This window comes from Paraburkholderia sp. GAS32 (genome assembly GCF_050434225.1).
Classification (GTDB): domain Bacteria; phylum Pseudomonadota; class Gammaproteobacteria; order Burkholderiales; family Burkholderiaceae; genus Paraburkholderia; species Paraburkholderia madseniana.
In genome coordinates, this window is sequence record NZ_JBNPVS010000073.1 from 1 (window position 1) to 15,621 (window position 15,621).

16 protein-coding genes and 2 pseudogenes are annotated in these 15,621 nt (G+C 59.3%); 10 read left to right on the plus strand and 8 right to left on the minus strand.

Translation table 11 applies throughout. The features are described from left to right. Window positions 1–369: 369 nt before the first annotated feature. Window positions 370–744: pseudogene (locus tag P3T25_RS45280) on the minus strand (SDR family NAD(P)-dependent oxidoreductase); the annotation flags it as partial. A 708-nt stretch (window positions 745–1,452) separates the two neighbouring features. Here P3T25_RS45280 and P3T25_RS45285 point away from each other — a divergent pair. The 5 genes from P3T25_RS45285 (at window position 1,453) to P3T25_RS45305 (ending at window position 3,949) form a co-directional block, all read left to right on the plus strand. After that, entirely contained in the window at window positions 1,453–1,899 is a 447-nt protein-coding gene (locus P3T25_RS45285; protein WP_429364006.1) for an Ohr family peroxiredoxin, read from the plus strand. Window positions 1,900–1,973: 74 nt separating this feature from the next. Then, on the plus strand, window positions 1,974–2,420 hold the full coding sequence (locus tag P3T25_RS45290) for an OsmC family protein (RefSeq protein WP_171926491.1): 447 nt from the start codon (window positions 1,974–1,976) through the stop codon (window positions 2,418–2,420). A gap of 70 nt (window positions 2,421–2,490) precedes the next feature. Next, on the plus strand, window positions 2,491–2,763 hold the full coding sequence (locus P3T25_RS45295) for a hypothetical protein (protein ID WP_429364008.1): 273 nt from the start codon (window positions 2,491–2,493) through the stop codon (window positions 2,761–2,763). A 105-nt stretch (window positions 2,764–2,868) separates the two neighbouring features. Continuing rightward, on the plus strand, window positions 2,869–3,261 hold the full coding sequence (locus tag P3T25_RS45300; protein ID WP_171926489.1) for a VOC family protein: 393 nt from the start codon (window positions 2,869–2,871) through the stop codon (window positions 3,259–3,261). Between the two features lie 229 nt (window positions 3,262–3,490). Then, window positions 3,491–3,949 (plus strand): MarR family winged helix-turn-helix transcriptional regulator, encoded by a 459-nt coding sequence (locus tag P3T25_RS45305; RefSeq protein ID WP_429364011.1) that lies wholly within the window; start codon window positions 3,491–3,493, stop codon window positions 3,947–3,949. A 166-nt stretch (window positions 3,950–4,115) separates the two neighbouring features. On the opposite strand, the gene P3T25_RS45310 is transcribed toward P3T25_RS45305, so the two are convergent. The 4 genes from P3T25_RS45310 to P3T25_RS45325 all read right to left on the minus strand — a co-directional run bounded on the left by P3T25_RS45310 (window position 4,116) and on the right by P3T25_RS45325 (window position 8,131). Continuing rightward, on the minus strand, window positions 4,116–4,895 hold the full coding sequence (locus P3T25_RS45310) for a hypothetical protein (protein WP_429364013.1): 780 nt from the start codon (window positions 4,893–4,895) through the stop codon (window positions 4,116–4,118). A 359-nt stretch (window positions 4,896–5,254) separates the two neighbouring features. Further along, window positions 5,255–5,761, minus strand: coding sequence for a winged helix-turn-helix transcriptional regulator (locus P3T25_RS45315; RefSeq protein WP_429364015.1), 507 nt, complete (start codon window positions 5,759–5,761; stop codon window positions 5,255–5,257). Between the two features lie 154 nt (window positions 5,762–5,915). Then, window positions 5,916–7,493 carry an aldehyde dehydrogenase (NADP(+)) gene (locus P3T25_RS45320; RefSeq protein WP_429364017.1) on the minus strand — a complete coding sequence of 526 codons (1,578 nt, stop codon included), beginning with the start codon at window positions 7,491–7,493 and terminating at the stop codon, window positions 5,916–5,918. Between the two features lie 14 nt (window positions 7,494–7,507). Beyond that, window positions 7,508–8,131, minus strand: coding sequence for an isochorismatase family cysteine hydrolase (locus P3T25_RS45325; RefSeq protein WP_171926484.1), 624 nt, complete (start codon window positions 8,129–8,131; stop codon window positions 7,508–7,510). Window positions 8,132–8,625: 494 nt separating this feature from the next. Here P3T25_RS45325 and P3T25_RS45330 point away from each other — a divergent pair, with 494 nt between their 5' ends. The 3 genes from P3T25_RS45330 (at window position 8,626) to P3T25_RS45340 (ending at window position 10,645) form a co-directional block, all read left to right on the plus strand. Further along, window positions 8,626–9,072, plus strand: a complete 447-nt coding sequence (locus P3T25_RS45330) for an Ohr family peroxiredoxin (protein ID WP_171926483.1) — start codon at window positions 8,626–8,628, stop codon at window positions 9,070–9,072. Between the two features lie 74 nt (window positions 9,073–9,146). Then, on the plus strand, window positions 9,147–9,593 hold the full coding sequence (locus P3T25_RS45335) for an OsmC family protein (protein WP_429364020.1): 447 nt from the start codon (window positions 9,147–9,149) through the stop codon (window positions 9,591–9,593). A 194-nt stretch (window positions 9,594–9,787) separates the two neighbouring features. After that, a complete protein-coding gene (locus P3T25_RS45340) occupies window positions 9,788–10,645 on the plus strand; it encodes an enoyl-CoA hydratase/isomerase family protein (RefSeq protein WP_171926481.1) in 858 nt (285 codons plus the stop codon). Between the two features lie 638 nt (window positions 10,646–11,283). Here P3T25_RS45340 and P3T25_RS45345 read toward each other — a convergent pair. From P3T25_RS45345 to P3T25_RS45355, 3 genes and pseudogenes are all read right to left on the minus strand, one after another. Beyond that, window positions 11,284–12,915: an FAD-dependent oxidoreductase gene (locus P3T25_RS45345; protein WP_171926480.1), complete on the minus strand. Its 1,632-nt coding sequence runs from the start codon at window positions 12,913–12,915 to the stop codon at window positions 11,284–11,286. Between the two features lie 324 nt (window positions 12,916–13,239). Next, window positions 13,240–13,712: pseudogene (locus P3T25_RS45350) on the minus strand (alkene reductase); the annotation flags it as partial. Continuing rightward, on the minus strand, window positions 13,700–13,885 hold the full coding sequence (locus tag P3T25_RS45355) for a hypothetical protein (protein WP_171926448.1): 186 nt from the start codon (window positions 13,883–13,885) through the stop codon (window positions 13,700–13,702). The pseudogene P3T25_RS45350 and the gene P3T25_RS45355, both read right to left, overlap by 13 nt. Window positions 13,886–14,076: 191 nt before the next feature. On the opposite strand from P3T25_RS45355, the gene P3T25_RS45360 reads away from it, so the two are divergent. Continuing rightward, the gene (locus tag P3T25_RS45360) at window positions 14,077–14,616 is read left to right on the plus strand and encodes a carboxymuconolactone decarboxylase family protein (RefSeq protein WP_171926526.1); all 540 of its coding nucleotides are present in this window, start codon (window positions 14,077–14,079) and stop codon (window positions 14,614–14,616) included. Between the two features lie 86 nt (window positions 14,617–14,702). Next, a complete protein-coding gene (locus P3T25_RS45365) occupies window positions 14,703–15,473 on the plus strand; it encodes an alpha/beta hydrolase family protein (protein WP_171926479.1) in 771 nt (256 codons plus the stop codon). The last annotated feature ends 148 nt before the right edge of the window (window positions 15,474–15,621 follow it).

A 15,621-nucleotide genomic window follows, 5' to 3' on the forward strand; every position in this document is an offset into this window, starting at 1 on the left:
TCGATCCGCGATTGATCGAGGTCCGTGTCGGACCGGCTCGGCCATAACGAGACATCTGCGGGAAACCGCCGAATGGCCGATTTCCTTTTCGTTGCGGCCAACCGATCATCGCAGGACAGGCGGAGACCGCGCCGATGCGCCATTAAACGCAACCCTGATAGCTGGAGTCATCCGGGGTGATTGGTACAAAAAAACGGCCCGCATGTCGCGGGCCCGGTTCTGGCGGAGCAAGGAGACAACGTACTCTCCCTATGGGCGATTCACCCGGGCGACCGGGCGGGGATCGACACTGCCAGCAGCCGTGCGGTGTGGGGGCCAGGCAAGTTCCGCATGCACAACGTACGTGAACTGTCGATGGAATCCTCGTTGGATCGCACCGCCGCCGTTGCCGGCGAGGCTCCCCGCGAACGCCCGCGACATCGCCAGCGTGCCGAACACATTGGTTTCGAAGTGATCGCGCAACGCCTCGAGCGCACCGTCGTCCGTCAGGCTACCGAGCCGCGCGATGCCCGCGTTGTTGATCAGCAGCGTGACGTCGCGCGCCGCGTGGGCGGCCGCGGCCACGGCCGCCGGATCGGTCACGTCGAGCTTCACGGGCACGACTCCCGGCAGCGTCACGCTGGCCGGATCGCGTGCGCCTGCATATACCTTCCACGCCCCTCTTTCGAGCGCCTGTTTCGCGAACTCGATGCCAAGCCCACGGTTCGCGCCCGTCACGAAAACGACAGCACCTTTGATCTTCATAATCTTTCCTTTCGAATGATGAATCGCATGCGCGCCGGTTCGCCGCGCGCGTGAGATCCAGTGAAAACAAGGCTGCAATCGCGTACCAAGCCGTTGCGCCGAGCCTTCCCGCGCAACAGTTAATCGCGTCGCACAGCCGGCGCCGGATTGCTTTTGTCGGACGATTCGTGACAACTCACGCATTGCATACGACGACGGGCGAAGGATATAACTATGAAAAACATAGTGTCAAGTGTGACGCAGCTTTACTGACGATTTCCTGTGAAGTTGGCAGTTCATGACGACGCCGTTCACCCGACCGCGGAACGTGCCGGGTAGACGGGTCGACCGATCCCGGCGTCCCCGTAGCAGCGGTTGCCCCGTGGTAACGCGTCGCGAGCTGACACCACCTGACACGGGGAGGCACCATGCAAATGAGTGGGTCGCGCTTGCCCGGCAAAGACATTACACACCTGCAAATCACATCATTCGCCGACGTCCGAGTCGGATACACGATGGCGTGTTGGCCTACAGCCCGTGCGACAGCGTGCGAGACAGGCGACACCCTGCTGGCCGCTGCGGGATTTTCGTTCGCCCTATCGAAAACTCGTATGCGATAGAATCTTTTGCGATTGACATCGGGTGTGTCTTTCTTCATTATTCGACGCAAGCGATTACATCGCATGCGATCTAAGCCGCCTAACACCCTTATTCACACAGGAATCCATCATGACCAAGATCGAACAAGTCCTCCACTCAGGCAACAGCCACGCCACGATCAATCACGACCCCGATGTCCAGCGCGGTGAGCTCGGCGTCCTCGACCTCAAGCTGTCAGCGCCCGACGGTGAAAGCCGCGAGTTCATCGCCACCGAGCTACACCCGAGAGCCGAGCAGTTGTTTTCGGGCGCGTGGTCGGCCTGTTACGTCAGCGCGTTCCAGATTGCGGCCTCGCTGAAGAAGGTCACGCTGCCGTCCGACTACTCCGTGGACGTCCAGGTAAGCATCGGGTCGGTCGGTAACGGGCATTGCCTCGGCGCCCAGTTCACCATCCGCGTGCCGGGTCTGGCAACGGAAGTCGTCGAGGCACTCGCGCGCCAGGCCCATCAGCTCTGCCCGTACTCGAAGGCTGTGCACGGCAACATCGAGGTCGGCCTGAACGTCGTCACGGCGTGACCGAGACACCGCATACGATTACATCGCGCAAGATTTAAATACGCTTAATACCCTCATACACATAGGAATCCATCATGGAAAAGATCGAAAAAGTCCTCGCCTCAGGCAACTCCCACGCCACGGTCAATCGCGACCCCAGTCTCCAGCGCGGCCAGTTTGGTGTCTTTGACCTCAAGCTGACAGCGCCCGGCGTGGAAAGCCTCGAGTTCATCGCCACGGAGCCGCACCCGACAGCCGAGAAGTTGTTTGCGGGCGCGTGGTCGGCCTGTTACACCACCGTGTTCGGGATCGCGGCCTCGCTGAAGAAGGTCAAGCTGCCTTCCGACTATTCCGTGGACATTCAGATAAACGTTGGGCAAACCGGTCCCGCGTGGTTCCTCGGCGCCGAGTTCACCATCCGCGTGCCGGGTCTGGCAAAGGAAGTCGTCGAGGAAATCGCGCACCTGACCCATACGATCTGCCCGTACTCGAAGTCTGTGCGCGGCAACATCGAGATCGGCACGAACATCGTCACGGCGTGATCCGCCTGGGCACGTGCATCTCGCTGAGGCACGTGCCTTTCACTGAACAACCTTTTAGGGAATTCCCATCATGAAGACCAAGCTCATCGCTGCACTGCTCGTCGCCTTCTCGGCGTCCGCCACCGCACCCGCGTTCGCCAGCGGCTATGGACCGGCCCCCTTCTACAAACCCTCGGTTGGCGCACCGGCGTCGCAAAGCGGTCAGAGCGCGCGAACTGTCGCCGCCGAACGTGACGGCGCAGCTGGCTCGCAAGAGGCATATGGCGGTGTAGTCGCCGGACTCTCCCATGCGGGCAGCCATGCCGCCGTGACGTCGCGCGACAACCTGTTCGCACGTCACTAGATCGTGCATCCCTCCGTCGCTGGGCCGTCGCGCATCACCGTACCTTATGCGCGCCGGTCACAGCATCGGATGGAACATGGTTCATTACCAGGGGAGGAATAGACAATGTTCAGTCACGTAGTGGTCGGCACCAACGACCTGAAAAAAGCAAAGCGATTCTACGATGCCGTGCTAGGCGCGATTGGCTATGGTGACGGTCTCAGTGATGACAACGATCAGCGTCGACGCTATGTCTATCGCGGCGACACGGGGCTTTTCATTATCACGCAGCCGCTCGATGGTCGGCCGGCGACCGCTGCCAATGGCGGAACGATCGGCTTTGCCTGTCAGTCGACCAGGCAGGTCGATCTCTGGCATGCCGCCGGGGTCGCCAACGGTGGAACATCCGCTGAGGCGCCGCCCGGCGTGCGTGAGGCCGCGTTTGGCAGCCTCTATCTCGCCTATCTGCGCGATCCGGACGGCAACAAGCTCGGCGCCCTGTATCGCGTGCCGGCCTGAAGCGAACGACGGCGACAAAGGCGCTCCAGACCAGCGGCGGCCATAGCGGCAGGCAGGCGCCGCCGCGAGACCTCTACGATGCGAAATAGCTGGGTCCGGCGAAATTGACAACCGGTTGTACTCTATTCGGCAGCGGCCCGAGGTTCGTTATATTGCGATATAATCGCATGCGATATAACATACTTCGTATGTCTTGCGGAACATCAGGCTTTAGCCAAAGAGGATACAGATGAAAACTACGAACCAAGCGCCCGCTGCGGCCGTGCCGCTGTCAGACTATCTGTGCTTTGCGGTCTACTCCGCGAACCTGGCTTTTGGCAAGGCATACAAGCCGATACTCGAGGAACTCGGACTTACCTACCCGCAATACATCGCGATCATTGCGTTGTGGGAGGAAGACAACCAGACCGTCAGCGGTCTGGGCGCCAAGCTGTTTCTCGAATCCAATACGCTTACGCCGATGCTGAAGAAGCTCGAGGCGATGGGTTATCTGGAAAGGCAACGCGATCCCGGTGATGAGCGCCAGGTGCGGATCAGTCTCACGAAGAGCGGCCGGCGGCTGCGCGAAAAAGCCCTAAAGATGAACCCCGTCGAGACGGGCCTCCCTCCCGACGAGTTCGCGAAAATTCAGACGGTGGTTGTGGCACTGCGGAACAATCTTATCAAGTCAGTCCAAAACGGCGAATGAGCGCTTAACGGTCGTATTACAGGGGCGACCGTTTGCGCCCATTCAACGGACCCGTTGGCGCTTCACGCAGGACCATTTCATCGGGCGAATATTTCTCTGTTCGCAAGCGTATTGACGGCTAGTCGCATCCCGATTGGGTTCGTGTTCCGGTTCACCTCGACCGCTCTCAGGCAGACGTCCGCACGAAAGCACCACTGGATCCTGAGACCGACTCTCCTACGACGTTGGTGGCAAACGTTTGTAAAAAAATCTGTAGCGATGCGCCTTTATTTGTGCCCGATGAGCCAAAGAGGGTGTTGAAATCCTTCTCCATGCTCGAAATAGCCTCATTCAATGACGTCGTCGAACCGGTCCCACCGTTTTCGCTTGCGTCTCCGGGCTGGGTGCTGCGCGCGCCAACGGCCCGGGCAAGCGATCCAAGCGCTTGAGAAAGGGGATTGGAGTATCCCGTTTCAGATGTTTCGTTTTCCTGATTACCTGAGTTGCTCTGAGATGCCGGCGAAGAGGAAGTGCCGTACTGCAGGCTGGAAGCTACCTGGAGAACTTGGCCGATGAACTGCTCGAAGATCGAATCAATGCCAGCGGCTGATAGTGATCCAGTTTGCGAGTTAGCGTTGCTGCCCTGGGTACCTCCGCTTGCAGCTGATTTGGTGACGGATAACGTGGATCCAGTGCTGCTGCCTTGGTCAAAGGGAAGAGCGAGTCCCAATTGCGCGAACGTTTGAACGATCGTTTGTACCAAGGCATTCCCCGATGCCGACGACGGCGTCTCCGGCTGTTCGGAGAGCGGTCCAATTGTCTCGCGCTGCACGCTGATTCCTGGCACTTGTCCTGAATCCAGCAATAGCTGGATACGGAGGTCTCTGAAGTCATTGCCCGTAAGTTGATGTGTGATCATCAAAAGTTTCTTTTCCTTGTTGTTAGATCCGTGATGAAACAATTTCAATGCTGTGGTTAGCCGTTGAACAGCTTCAGTCCGTTGCGCAGCAGGGTGATCAGTTGCACTAGCTGCTGGCAAGCGCGGGAGTCTTGATCGACACCGGGAATGCGGCGAGCAGTGCGGTGATGGCGTTGGTTTTCGTGACGAATTCCCCTTGAAATTTGTCCTTTCGTGTTTAGGCAACTAATCGATCGTATGCAATTACATCGTATACGATTCGGTTTGCGGAAAGGGGGGCCAAAGCCAACAGAGGCGACGAGCTCATTTCATTGATTTTCAGCGTTACCTGACTTCAGATATCCCGACATTGACCCGCTTACCACCTGCAATCGAGCGAGTGGGATCAGCCATGTAGTGCGTATGAATCACGCAGATTTAGCAGCCTTCACTGCGTCCTGTCGTCCCGCGCGCTCCTGCGCATAAGAAGGGCTCAATTCAGGCTTTAGATCCTCGCGCCGCAATGGTTCGCCACAGGCCTGGCAGACAGTGCCAATGCCGGCATCGTGACCACAGGTGAGATGCGTATAGCGCACCGCGACGTCCTCGTCCGACGACTTGTGCCACGTTTCGCCCCATTCGCGAAGCGCCAGGATGACCGGATAAAACGCTCGGCCCATCTCCGTGAGTTCATATTCGTAACGAGGGGGCTTTTTCATGTAGCGCTTGCGCTCGATCATGCCGTCTGCTTCGAGCCGTTTGAGGCGGGACGAAAGCATCTGCGGTGTCGCCTGCGACTGTGCCAGCAGGCTGTCGAACCTTCGATTGCCCATAAACAGTTCGCGCACGATCAGGACAGCCCAGCGGTCGCCGATAACAGCCTGAGACCGCGCGACCGGGCACAGCGTATCGCTCTTGTCAGGCAATGCAGTCATTCAAACCTCCATCGAAATCGCAACGATCGTTAGTATGATAATCATATCAATCATAGCACAAGTTCGTGCCGTAACGCGTGCGCGAAGAGCCCGTGACTCCCCGACCTGCGCGGATCGCGGGCCCCTGCCATGGCACTTTCAAGCTGACCGTGCATCAGGCTTTGGACAACTCACCATCGGTGAGACGCCAGATACTGCACGGATTGTTATGCCGCAAGGCCTCCGGCAGCATCTCGTCCGGGAATCCCTGATAGCACACGGGTCGCAGGAAGCGCTCAATCGCACTCATGCCAACAGACGTAAAGCGGCTATCCGACGTCGCAGGGAAGGGACCACCGTGAATCGATGCGTATGACACCTCTTGCGGATGCGCGAACGCATTGACGACAATACGTCCTGTGCGACGTTCGAGAAGGGGCAGCAGGCGGGTAGCGAGCACGTAATCGGCCGGATCGATCTGCATCGTTGCCGAGAGCTGGCCGCGAAAATGCCTCGCGATGGCAACCAGTTGCTCCACGTCCTTCACCCGCACCAGCAGTGCAGCAGGTCCGAAAGCTTCTTCCGACAACAACGGATTCTCGAGTATGTTTGCGCCGTCGACTTCGAAGAGAACCGATTGACCGTCCCATGCACCCTGCGCTTCGCCGCCTGCTGCAATTCGCTTCGCACCCGCGTTGCTCTGACGCTCCACGTTCTTCCGATACGCCGCGTTGATGCCTGGCGTCAGCATCGTGCGCGCCTGCATCGCTTCGACGCGGGCGATCATCGCATTCTTCAGTTCTATGTAGCCCGGGCCGTCGACCGCGAGCAGGATCGCGGGTTTCAGGCAAGCCTGACCGACGGTAACGAGCATGCGTTCGGTAAAGCCATCGCCAATAGCACTGCCACGCGCAGCGAGTGCGGCCGGCAGTACAAAAGTCGGATTGACGCTCGTCATTTCAGTGAAGACCGGTATTGGATCCGGACGTTGCTGCGCGCGGCGGAATAACGCCATTCCACCGCCTTCAGAACCTGTAAAGGTCACGCCCTTGATGAGCGGATGATCGACCAGCGCCTCACCGATTTCGTTCCCGCCGCCGCGGACCAGCGAAAACACGCCCTCGTGCAAGCCCGAATCTCTCACGGCCTGCTGGATCACCCGCCCCATCAGTTCTGATGCGCCGGGATGCCCGTTGTGCGCCTTCACAATGACGGTACAGCCTGCGGCCAGTGCCGACGCGGTGTCCCCGCCCGCGACCGAATAGGAAATCGGGAAATTACTTGCGCCAAAGATCGCGACCGGACCGAGTGCGATTTTCTGCATCCGATGGTCCATCCGCGCACGAGGCTGACGCTCTGGCTGGGCGGGATCGATCGTTGCCTGGCGGAAGCGCCCCTGGCGGACGACGGTCGCGAACTGACGGAACTGGGTCGCGGACTTCGCCGCTTCTCCTTCGAGTTGAGCGACCGGCAAGCCGGTTTCGAGTGACGTGCGTTGGGCGAGCTCCGGCGTGATGGCGTCGAGGCCGTCGGCGATGCTCTCGAGGAACGCGGCGCGTTCGGTAAGGCTCGTGCCGTTATAGCTATCGAATGCATCGTCGGCGAGTTGCGCTGCGCGATCAACGTCGTCAATTCCCCCAAATGCAAACAGCGGTTCAATCTCAGCATTGGTTGCTGGATTAAGCGCCTTCATGCTGCCAGTCGTGGCAGCGACTTCCTGCGCACCAATTAATAGACTACCGGTGAGTTTCATGGTGTTCCTTGTGATCAGGCGGGAAGTGCGGCAACCAGCTGTGCCGTCGTCAGGATTTCATGGGCGAACGTCGGGCCGTTCAGATCGTGTGCAGCGCGCATCATTTCCTTGGTGAAAGCGGCCGTTGCGTCTCGTACGAGCGTGACGTGATAACCCAGTTCCATTGCGAAGCGGCTCGTGGACTCAATACATGTATTCGCCAGCAGGCCGACGACGATCACGTGCGTGATGCCTTGCTGTTTGAGCTGGAAGTCGAGGTCGGTGTTAGCAAAGCCGCTTTGGCCCCAATGCTCATGAACGATGATGTCGCCTTCCTGCGGCACAAAGTCAGGATGCCATTCTCCGCCCCACGTACCCTTGGCGAAGGTGTGGCGCTGCTGCACGAGGCGCTGGGTTGGATTCGGATGATCCCAGTTGTCGTAATCGCCGGCCTGCCAGCGGCGATGCGGGACATAGAGAACCTGAATATCTGCTTTTCGCGCGGTATCGACCGCGGCGCGGAGATTGTCGAGCAGCCGGACTTCTGCGGCGATGTCGCGAAGCATCGGAAAGAGCTTGCCGCCGTCCGAGAGAAAGTCGTTGTACGGGTCGACCAGCAACAGTCCGGTGCGCTCCGCGTCGTATGCAGGGTTGGACATTTCAGTACTCCATTAAGTAAGTGTGCGAATGAATGCATTCGCGTTGCACAGTCGGCGCCGGATTGCTTTTGTCGGACGATTCGCGACGTCTCACGCTTCGCATAGGGTGAGCGAAGAATATAACTATGATAATCATACCGTCAAGTGTGGCGCGACTTTTATGACGATTCCCTGGAAGTTGACAGTTCATGACGCCGCTGTCCAGCGGACTGCGGCGCGTGCCGGGTAGGCGCGTCGATCGACCCCGGCGAACCGCCAGAATTGACCTACACTCTGGTGACGGACGAGACAGCACGCGGCCCGTGCGGCAGCGTGCGAGACAGGCGACACCATGCTCGCCGCTGAGGGATTTTCGTTCGCCCTATCGAAAACACGCATGCGATTAAATCTTTTGCGATTGACATCGGGTGTGTCTTTCTCCATTATTCGACGCAAGCGATTACATCGCATGCGATCGAAACCGCCTAACACCCTTATTCACACAGGAATCCATCATGACCAAGATCGAACAAGTCCTCCACTCAGGCAACGGCCACGCCACGATCAATCACGACCCCGATGTCCAGCGCGGTGAGCTCGGCGTCCTCGACCTCCAGCTGTCAGCACCCGACGGTGAAAACCGCGAGTTCATCGCCACCGAGCTGCACCCGAGAGCCGAGCAGTTGTTTTCGGGCGCGTGGTCGGCCTGTTACATCAGCGCGTTCCAGATTGCGGCCTCGATGAAGAAGGTCACGCTGCCGTCCGACTACTCCGTGGACGTCCAGGTAAGCATCGGGTCGGTCGGTAACGGGCATTGCCTCGGCGCCCAGTTCACCATCCGCGTGCCGGGTCTGGCAACGGAAGTCGTCGAGGCACTCGCGCGCCAGGCCCATCAGCTCTGCCCGTACTCGAAGGCTGTGCACGGCAACATCGAGGTCGGCCTGAACGTCGTCACGGCGTGACCGAAACACCGCATACGATTACATCGCGCAAGATTTAAATGCGCTTAATACCCTCATACACCTAGGAATCCATCATGGAAAAGATCGAAAAAGTCCTCGCCTCAGGCAACTCCCACGCCACGGTCAATCGCGACCCCAGTCTCCAGCGCGGCGAGTTTGGCGTCTTTGACCTCAAGCTGACAGCGCCCGGCGTGGAAAGCCTCGAGTTCATCGCCACGGAGCCGCACCCGACAGCCGAGAAGTTGTTTGCGGGCGCGTGGTCGGCCTGTTACACCACCGTGTTCGGGATCGCGGCCTCGCTGAAGAAGGTCAAGCTGCCGTCCGACTATTCCGTGGACATTCAGGTAAACGTTGGGCAAACCGGTCCCGCGTGGTTCCTCGGCGCCCAGTTCACCATCCGCGTGCCGGGTCTGGCAAAGGAAGTCGTCGAGGAAATCGCGCACCTGACCCATACGATCTGCCCGTACTCGAAGTCTGTGCGCGGCAACATCGAGATCGGCACGAACATCGTCACGGTGTGATCCGCCTGGGCACGTGCATCTCGCTGAGGCACGTGCCCCTCACTGAACAACCTTTTAGGGAATTCCCATCACGAAGACCGGGCTCATCGTTGCACTGATCTTGCGCCGAAAGTGTCTGTGGACGTGCAAGCTGCCAGGGCCCGAGATCACCCTGAACGCAACATTGGTCTACCAATCGACTTAGGAGAAGCATCGTGCCCGACCCTTCGCAGTTCGACATCGACCGCACCTATCCAGGCCGCTGGACGATCACCTTCAGCAACCCGCCGATCAACATGTTTGTTCCCACGACGATCGTCGAATTGGGAGCGCTAATGACCGACCTCGAGGCGGACCCGTCCGTAAAGGTCGTAGTGTTCCAGTCGGCGAATCCCGATTTTTTCGTCGCCCATCTCGACGTAGCCAAGGCAGCTGAACAGCCTGAGGTGTTGGGCCTTTGGCGCGACGTCGTGCTGCGCCTCTCGTCCACGCCGGTCGTGAGCGTTGCCAAGATTCGCGGTCGCACGCGCGGCATCGGTAACGAGTTCGTACTGGCCTGCGACATGCGCTTCGCCAGCCGGCAAAGCGCCCTGTTCGGCAACCCCGAGGTCGGCGTCGGCCTGGTCCCGGCCGGTGGCGCGCTGGAATGGCTCCCGCGCCTGGTCGGCCGCTCGCGGGCACTTGAGATTGTCCTCAGCGCCGACGATTTCGATGCTGACGTCGCCGAACGCTATGGCTGGGTGAACCGCACGCTGGACGATGATGAACTCGACGCATTTGTCGATACGCTTGCCCGACGTCTCGCTTCATTCGACCGTGAAACACTCGGCGCGGCGAAAGCACAGGTCAACCGGTTCGGGACGCCGACGGCTGCCGAACTCCAGTCGAGCATCGACCTGTTCTTCCCGGCCCTGGCCTCGCCAAGTGGGCAGGCACGCCGTGCCAAGCTCCGTAGCCTGGCCTACGGAGTTCCGAGCGACTTCGAAATGAATTTCGGCAGGTACTTGCCTACGCTAGGGCAGGCGGGCGACGATGACACGGACCAGCGGCACTCCGGCGCGCCGAAGGGCTGAGCTTCTTCGTGGAATTCGTGCGGCGGCTGTCAACGCGGCGCGCCGCAGCCTATTTGCACCCAGCGCTCCCCGAGCCTCAGGCGGCGTCTCGACCATCTGAAATGCCGCGGTGCCGTTTGTCCAGCGCTTCCAACGGTGGTCCTGCAACTGCGAATACTCGGCGCAAACCCGTCGTTTGATGGCCACCGCCGGATTTGTCCGGAAAGCTGTGACTCTCACCGATAAATGGCGAGGGATTTTCAGCGCTATGTGGCGCGAATAGGCGGCTCCCGAAGGTATCTCCGCAATGAACTTTTGAAATAACAATCCTATCGGCAGGGACGACTGAGATGGAATGGATACCGTGCTCTCTTCGCGGACGCAGGGATGTCGATCGATATAATTGCGAGCGTGAGTCAGTTGCTTGTGGTGGAGCGGTCGTTCGAATGTCCGCGTGAAGGCCTGGCTGGCCGAACCGTGGCCGATGTCCCCTGCGCGCGATCTCCCGGACCGCGCATCGCGTGTCAGACCGTAGCCGGCACGCATTGGATGGTCGAGTCGCTTGATACCGGACATTCGGACCGATTAGGGGCTTATTAAGAGGGGGCGAGGCGTTTGAAATCCCCGGTCTCCGTCGAAACGGAAGGAGTTCACCTAATCTACATATCGGCTAGCACCTGGTGCACCATGTGGACGACGATCGAACCCTCTCCGACCGCAGCTGCGACCCGTTTGACGTTTCCGGCCCGCGCGTCGCCTACGGCGAATACGCCGGGCAGGCTGGTTTCGAGCATATAGGGTCGCCTCGCAAGTGGCCATGGCCGGGGTGGCAAGACGCCGTCCAGATCCGTTCCTGTCAACACGAAGCCGCGCGGATCGAGTGACAGGCAACCGGCCAGCCACTCGGTCTTCGGTGAGGCTCCCGTCATGACGAAGATATGCCGCATGGGCTGCGTCGTCACCTCGCCCGTGGTCTTGTCGCGCCACGACACCTCTTCAAGATGGTCGTCACCGCTCAAGCGCACGAGCTCACTGTCGAAATGAACCTGAATGAGCGGGTTTTCTTCGATGCGCCGGACCAGGTAGCGCGACATTGTTGCCGCGAGCCCCGCTGACCTGACCAGCATCCGTACGCCCTTCGTGTTCTGGGCGAGAAACACGGCCGCCTGTCCCGCGGAGTTACCGCCGCCGATAACGATCACCGGATCGCCACTACACAGTTGGCCCTCCATGAACGTGGCGTTGTAGTAAATGCCACGGCCGGTAAAGCGGTCGATGTTGAGCAGCGCAGGCTGGTTATAGGCGGCGCCCGTTGCAAGTACGATCGAACGGCCCGCTATCTGTTGGCCGTCGTCGAGCGAAATCCGGTAAGGCCGTTCGTCGCAGTTAAGGCCCTCGACCGTTCGCGCCACCATGATCTTGGCGCCAAACTTTTCCGACTGCGCGATCGCGCTGTTCGCAAGCTCCTGACCAGAGAGGCCAGTCGGAAAACCGAGGTAGTTTTCGATGCGTGAACTGGAGCCGGCCTGTCCGCCGGGCGCCGCGCGTTCGATGACAAGCACATCGAGGCCTTCGGACGCCGCATACACCGCCGCGGCCAGTCCCGCGGGACCCGCGCCGACAATTATGATGTCGCGCACCTGTGACTCATCGATATTCGAATTGAAGCCCAGCGTTTGCGCCACTTCCCGTGTCGACGGGTTTCTGAGTATCTGGTCCCCGTTGCAAATGACGATAGGAACGTCGTCACTGCATACCCCGAAGCGGTCCAGCAATTCCTGGGCACTACTGTCGGTGTCGAGATCCACATAAGCGAACGGGTGTCCGTCGCGCGTCAGAAATTCTCGTAGAGCAAGCGTCTGCGCCGAATAGCGCGAGCCGAGCATGAGCACATTGGTACGTCCATGGCTAACCATGGAAAGGCGCCGCGCCAGGAACGTCCTCATGAAGATTTCGCTCAACTCCGCGTCCTTGCTGATCAGCGTTCGCAGGTTTTCCGCGCTCAACTCCAGCAGGTGCGATGCTTCGACGGCCTGACACCGGTAGATGGAACGCCTGCCTGCAATCATCAGCAATTCGCCCGAAAACTGACCCGGGTCATAAGTCGTCACGGTATCTTCGACGCCCCCAGCCAGCGAGACGATCCTGATCTTGCCCTCGATCACCACGTATACCGGCGGGGTGTCGTCGTTGGGGTTATAGAGGACATCGCCTGCCGCCACCTGTCGCGGCTTCGTGAAGACGCGCACACGTTCGAGTTGAGATTCGGTGAGGATTGGAGCGTAAGCCATGACGACCTCAGGTCTGCTAGGCGAAGATCGCCGCGGCGATGGAGGTGTTGTCGGCTTCGGTCATGTTCTCCTCCATCAGCAAGGGTGCCGGGTCTGTCAGACTACCTTGCAATGGTAGGTCGCAGCCTAAGAATGCGCCAATAAACCGCTATAAATTGCTGCTAGCACGGAAGTGAAACAAATGCGTTTCTGAAATCCCAACCCATCTCGAGCAACAAGTCTCCCAGAACGCCCTTGCTGATCACGCCGAGCCGACCAACGCCATACATGCAGTTTCTTTGCTGGCAGGGTGTGGTCGAGGCTTGAGGGTGTCCATTTGTACAGTCAAACTAGCTGCGGGTAATCGGTATACCCTTCTGGCCCCGGGTTATAAAACGTCTTGGGCCGCGGCTCATTGAGCCATGCGTCCAATTGAAGTCGGCGCGGCAAGTCCGGGTTGGCGATGAACATCTGCCCGAAAGCCACCGCGTCGGCTTCGTCGGCGGCAAGCAGCTGTTCGGCGGTCTACTTATTCATCTGTTCGTTGGCGATATAGACGCCGCCGAATGCTGCTTTCAGCACGGGCCCAAGGCGGCCGTCGCCCAGCGCTTCACGTGAGCAGATGAAGGCAATTCCGCGTTTGCCGAGTTCGCGCGCGACATAGCCGAAGGTGGCCACAGGGTCCGAATCACCCATCGAATGCAAGTCGCCGCGCGGTGACAGGTGTACACCGCGCGGTTGGCGCCCCATATTGCGACGCAGGCGTCCGTGACTTCGAGCAGCCGCCGCGAGACGTAGTCTCTCTTTATCTGCCCTCCAGCAATGAAAGCGAGTGCACAGTCCACTTTCGCGACTTCGCCACCACTTCACGAAGAATCTCGTTCTCCATGGCTTTTCTTTCCGGCGAGCGCTGCAGTTTTCTGAATTGTTTCAGTGCATCGCTGAACTCGGCTGCAGGCACCACTTCTTTGCGGTCACTGACTCTTGGCATTCTGACATCGTGATACAGCTTGCGGGGGGCGTTCCACCACCATAGTGACTAGCCAATCGAGCCGATGAAGTCTGCAGGTGAAGATGGCGCGGATTGACGTTTTTGAGCATGATTTTGACCATATCAGGTATCACAATTATCGTCATCGCGGCTTAAAGTGGGGGCTCCTAACCAACCGAAGGAGATACACCATGAGCCGTATCACTATTCCCGCAGTTTCCACCGCCACGGGAGCAACCGCAGACGTGTACGCGCAGGTCCGAAAGATTGCAGGCGGCGGCGTGCCGAACCTGTTTGCAGCCTTGGGTCATCTTGCGCCGGCTACGCTTGCGGCAGCGCTGAATGCTGAAGGCGCGCTGGCATCGAGCAGCCTGAGCAAGCAGGACCTTGAAACGATCAAGCTGCTGGTGAGCGAACAGAAGGGCTGCGACTATTGTGTCGCTGCGCACGTTATGCTGGGCAAGATGGTGGGGCTGTCGAAGGAAGCGCTGCGCGCAATCCGTGCAGGTCAGGCCACGGGCGACGCAAAGCGCGACGCGTTGGTTCGGTTTGTGCTGAATTTGCAAAAGACCCGCGGCACGATCAGCCAGCAGGAGTTCGCAGCGATCCGCGAGGCGGGGTATACGGAGACGCAACTGGCGGAGATCTCACTGGCGATTGCGATGATTACTTTCACCAACACATTCAACCGCATCAACGACACCGACATCGATTTGCCGGCCGCTGACTGACCAGATGTGGGGCGGGGCTCATGGGTAGTGGAGCTGCCCCGTCGAAAACCAGTTGGGTGTGACGGATGTCAAGAGGAGGGGCAGGTATGACTGCGCAAATTTTCGAGTTCGACGGGCCCCGAGGATATCGCCTGTCGGGTAAGTTGGACTTGCCGACGAGTGAGCCGCAGGGTTGGGCGATTTTCGCTCATTGCTTTACTTGTGGAAAGGACAGTCTGGCCGCCAGTCGGCTGGCAAGGGCGCTGGCTGCTCGCGGCATCGGGGTTTTGCGCTTTGATTTCGCAGGAGTCGGGAGTAGCGGAGGCAGTTTCGCGAAGGCGACTTTTGCTGCTGATGTGGAGGATCTGGTTGCCGCCGGTGCAGCAATGGCTCGTGATGGAAAGAGAGTTTCGATTCTCATAGGTCACAGCCTCGGGGGCACAGCTGTGTTGATGGCGGCGGGTGAGATGGAGGGCGTTCGTGCAGTTGCAACAATAGGAGCGCCGTTTGATGTTACGCACGTGCTGCATCAGTTCGATCCGGAAAGTTTGCGGACGATCGAAGCGCAGGGGGAGGCGCAGGTTTTGTTGGCTGGACGACCGTTTGTTGTGGGTAAAAGTTTTGTTGAAGACTTAGCACGTCACGACTTGGCAGCGCGCGTTTCGGAGCTGCGTGTGCCATTACTTGTCATGCATTCCCCGGTGGATGCAACCGTTGGGATTGACAATGCGGCGCGTATTTTCGGAGCTGCCAAGCATCCGAAAAGCTTTATTTCGCTGGATAACGCCGATCATTTGTTGACGCGCCGCGCCGATGCCGACTACAGCGCAGCGTTGATTTCGACGTGGGCTAGCAGGTTCGTGCGTTCAGAGGAGTGACGATTAGGAACGAGATTCCGGCAAAGGTGGGTCGCTTGGCGGGGGCAGGGCACAAAATACGGCGTTGTGATCTGATTACCGGGACGCGCAATTCCGGCTCGACGAGAGATCTTGGTTTAGCCGATCTTCGGCTTCGCACCGGTGGAGC